A 277-nucleotide genomic window follows, 5' to 3' on the forward strand; every position below is an offset into this window, starting at 1 on the left:
GATAACGACTAAGTCTCGTGACGATCAAAAGCGTGCTGATGATTTGGTTAATCGTAACTTTAATGCCCATCGCCCTAACCAACTATGGGTTGCTGATTTTACCTATATAAAGACACTGAGTGGCTGGGTATATACCGCCTTTATCATTGATGTATTTGCTCGCGCTATCGTTGGCTGGAAAGTTTCTAATCGCATGAATACCGATATGGTAATGGCAGCGCTTAATCAAGCCATTGCAGACAGGAACAACCCCAAAGATGTGATTCATCACAGTGAT

1 protein-coding gene is annotated in these 277 nt (G+C 42.6%); it reads left to right on the forward strand.

All coding sequences use genetic code 11. The annotated features are described in order from the left end of the window. Positions 1-277: DDE-type integrase/transposase/recombinase (locus AAEY75_RS14865; protein WP_352260002.1), on the forward strand; the 277-nt coding region annotated here is incomplete at both ends.

Source organism: Psychrobacter sp. TB55-MNA-CIBAN-0194 (assembly GCF_040309505.1).
In the GTDB taxonomy this organism is placed as follows: Bacteria; Pseudomonadota; Gammaproteobacteria; order Pseudomonadales; family Moraxellaceae; genus Psychrobacter; species Psychrobacter fozii.